This is a genomic window from Pseudomonas tehranensis, assembly GCF_014268615.1.
Classification (GTDB): domain Bacteria; phylum Pseudomonadota; class Gammaproteobacteria; order Pseudomonadales; family Pseudomonadaceae; genus Aquipseudomonas; species Aquipseudomonas tehranensis.
On sequence record NZ_JABWQV010000386.1, the window covers coordinates 1 to 3,105 of the forward strand.

The window sequence follows — 3,105 nt, forward strand, 5'->3', positions numbered from 1 at the left end:
TTCGCGAGCAAGCCCGCTCCCACAGGGGATAGGCGTTGTCTGTTGACCCATATCAACACCCTTCGCCTTGGATAGCGGCACAATAATGGCACCTTGCCAAAACTGTTTCCGCTATCAGAGAAGACCTTCCATGGGTGCCTGGCTTAGCAATATCTCACTGAAATACAAATTCTGGGCGGTCAATGCGGTCGCCTTTGTCACGACCTTGCTGCTCGTACTCTACGCGGTGCAGCTTGAACAACAGGCGCGCAACCATGCGGCCCAGACGAACGCCCAGGCCCAGGCACGCTTGCTGACTGCCTGGCCTGCCGGGCAGCCATTGCCCAAGGCCGATCACCTGCTGGTATTCCAGCGTGGCCAGATCCCCATGTTCAACGATCAATCATTACCCTCATTGGCAGAGGCAGACGGCTGGGTAGCGCTCTCGGCCAGCCCCTTCTTGGGCGACAATCCACTGCTGGGCGCCGACGTGATCCGTGCCGGTGACGGCCAACAGCTCGCCGTGCTGGCCCAAGGCGCAAGCCTGAGTCAGGTGTTCAGGGAACGCTTCAGCCAATACGCCGTGGCGGTGTTCGTGTTGATGCTGGCCATGCTGGGCGCATCGCAGCTGCTGATCCGGTTTCTGCTCAGCCAGCTCAACACCCTGAAGGATGTAATGCTGCACGTAGAAAAAACCGGTGACCTGTCCGCCCGCGTCCCCTTGGCCTGCAAGGACGAAGTGGGCCAGATGGCGGCGGCGTTCAATGCCATGCAAGCCGGCTATCAACGTGTGGTTGACACCGTTGCCAGCACTGCCCGGCAACTGGACAGCGGTGCAGCACGCCTGGCATCGAGCATGAACGATGTTCGCAACGGGATGCTCGGCCAGCAAAGCGAAACCGATCAGGCGGCCACGGCGATCAACGAGATGTCTGCCACGGTTTATCACATCGCCCAACATGCCGGCGCCACCCGCGACCTGTCGAAAACCGCCGATACCCTGGCCGGCAATGGCCGCGAAGTGGTCAGCCGGGTGCAACAGTCGATCACCGGGCTGTCCAGCGGTGTGCAGCAGACCGCCGAAATGATCCAGCGCCTGGCCGAAGACAGCCAGAAGATCAACAGCGTGGTCAGCGTGATCCACAGCATCGCCGAACAAACCAATCTACTGGCCCTCAACGCGGCCATTGAGGCGGCGCGAGCCGGGGAAATGGGTCGCGGATTTGCGGTGGTGGCCGACGAAGTACGCAACCTGGCCAAGCGGGTACAAACCTCCACGGATGAAATCACCACCATGGTGTCGGCCTTGCAGGCCGGAACCCGGGACGCGGTGGATTTCATGCAGGAAAGCTCCTACAAGGCCGACGATTGCGTGCAACAGGCCCGGGAAGCCGGGGAGGCTTTGGAGCAGATCACGGGGGCGGTGGCACAGATGCGCGAGAGCAACACCCAGATCGCAGTGGCGGCCGAACAGCAAAGCCAGGTTGCCGAGGAAATGAACCGGGCGGTCGTGAGCATTCGTGACGTCACTGAAAATACCGTGCGCCAGACGGTGGACTCGGCCACCACCAGCCATGAGCTGGCGACATTGGCCGGTGCGTTGAACAAGGCGATCGGGCAGCTCAAGCTTTAGGGCCCCGCAGTCTGTTGAGCTGCCTGGCAGAACGCTTGCGGCCTGGGGTTTATCTGTGGGAGCAAGGCTTGCCCGCGATGAAGACGATGTGGTCGCCCTGGGGAACGAGGCGCCTGGATCGCGGGCAAGCCTTGCTCCCACAGCGGGGATAAATCCCCTCTCCCACAAAAAAAGCAGTCCGTCGGTGAAAGGCTATGGCCACCTATCACGTCGATAGCCAACCGCGATTCGTCGCGCTGCCCGGCTGGGCCTACCCTTGGGTTATTCGGTTTAGCGAACTCAAGGATCAGCATCATGGGCAAACGTCACCCCCACTTCCCGGCCTGGCAATGGCGCGCCTGCCTTGACCATCATGGTCACCCGAGCAATCCGGTGTTGCAGCAGATTGCCGTACCGCTGTTCATCGTCGCGTTTTTGCTGATGGTATCGGGGGTATTCAGCCTGAGCCTGGCCAATGTCGCCATCGGCTCCCTCGGCATGATTGCCGCACTCGTGTTGCAGTGCCACGGTCATGAAGAGCCTTAGCCGAAAATTGTCACCGTCTGCCGGCTCATGGCGATCAAGCGACCATCAGCGCTCCAGAACCTGGCGGCGACATGGCCGTAGCCGTCCTGGGCATGCTCGATCTCGGCCAGGTATTTACACCAGTCCAGTGTCGTGAGTTCCAGCAGTGGCTGGACGAATTCAATGGTCCAAGTGAGCGTGCTGCCCGGTGCCATTTGAGTGAGATGGGGTAGCAGCGCCGGAGGCCAGGCATCGACCAATGCCAGGATGTGCCCCTCGTTCAGCGGCTCCTCTTTGACATCACCACGCAAGCGCACCCAGCCCCCCATGCTGCGGGATTTGTTGCCCGTAAACGGCAGGCCACCGACACTCCAGCACAGCGCCAGGTGACGCATGAATTCCGGCGTACCGCCCTTGATGTAGGGCAGTTCCTGGCATTGTTCCACGCTTTTGAACTCAGGCGCGGGGTCGGCCTGCACCGCCACCACGGAGGAGCGTGAGGCGCCGAAGCTGCCTTGTACCACGGTCACTACCTGACCGTTCTGTACCGCTCGCCCCAATACCTGGCTGACCGCCTTGCCTTCACGCAATACGTCGACTTCGAAACTGACGGGCACGTCGGCCTCTACCGGCCCGACGAAGGTAATCGCCAGCGAACGCACCGGGCGATCCGCCGGAACCCGCGCACGCATCGCTTCATATTGCAGCGCCGCCACCAGCCCGCCAAAACTGGCGCGCCCCTGACCCCATTCAGGCGCAATAGTCACAGCCTCTGGCTGACGGCGCACGGCATCGATCAAATCGGAAAAGCGCATGACAACCTCAAAAACATGGGAAAAAGATGCAGGAATCTTAACCAGCCCAGACGGGTGGCACAGCGCTCATTCTGGCCAAAGAGACTGGCAGAAAAGCCGCAAACCTTGAATCCACCCACAATCCAAGGGTTATGTGGCAAACAAAGATCCAATGTGGGAGCGGGCTTGCTCGCG

Annotated in this window: 3 protein-coding genes and 1 pseudogene; 2 read left to right on the forward strand and 2 right to left on the reverse strand. The window is 60.9% G+C overall.

The window, feature by feature from the left end; translation table 11 throughout:
* Positions 1 to 130 precede the first annotated feature (130 nt).
* The gene (locus tag HU811_RS26175; RefSeq protein WP_186658959.1) at positions 131 to 1,612 is read left to right on the forward strand and encodes a methyl-accepting chemotaxis protein; all 1,482 of its coding nucleotides are present in this window, start codon (positions 131 to 133) and stop codon (positions 1,610 to 1,612) included.
* A 294-nt stretch (positions 1,613 to 1,906) separates the two neighbouring features.
* A pseudogene (locus HU811_RS26180) lies at positions 1,907 to 2,125 on the forward strand (terminase); the annotation flags it as partial.
* 8 nt (positions 2,126 to 2,133) lie between these two features.
* On the opposite strand, the gene HU811_RS26185 reads toward HU811_RS26180, so the two are convergent.
* The gene (locus HU811_RS26185; protein ID WP_186658960.1) at positions 2,134 to 2,931 is read right to left on the reverse strand and encodes an acyl-CoA thioesterase; all 798 of its coding nucleotides are present in this window, start codon (positions 2,929 to 2,931) and stop codon (positions 2,134 to 2,136) included.
* Positions 2,913 to 3,105, reverse strand: a 193-nt coding sequence (locus HU811_RS27545) for a hypothetical protein (RefSeq protein ID WP_225248496.1), incomplete at its 5' end; no start/stop codon positions are given. The genes HU811_RS27545 and HU811_RS26185, both read right to left, overlap by 19 nt.

Bases quoted from the DNA above. Each gene is read 5' to 3' on its own strand.
- HU811_RS26185 (WP_186658960.1), bottom strand. From the start codon at position 2,931: ATGCGCTTTTCCGATTTGATCGATGCCGTGCGCCGTCAGCCAGAGGCT.
- HU811_RS26175 (WP_186658959.1), top strand. From the start codon at position 131: ATGGGTGCCTGGCTTAGCAATATCTCACTGAAATACAAATTCTGGGCG.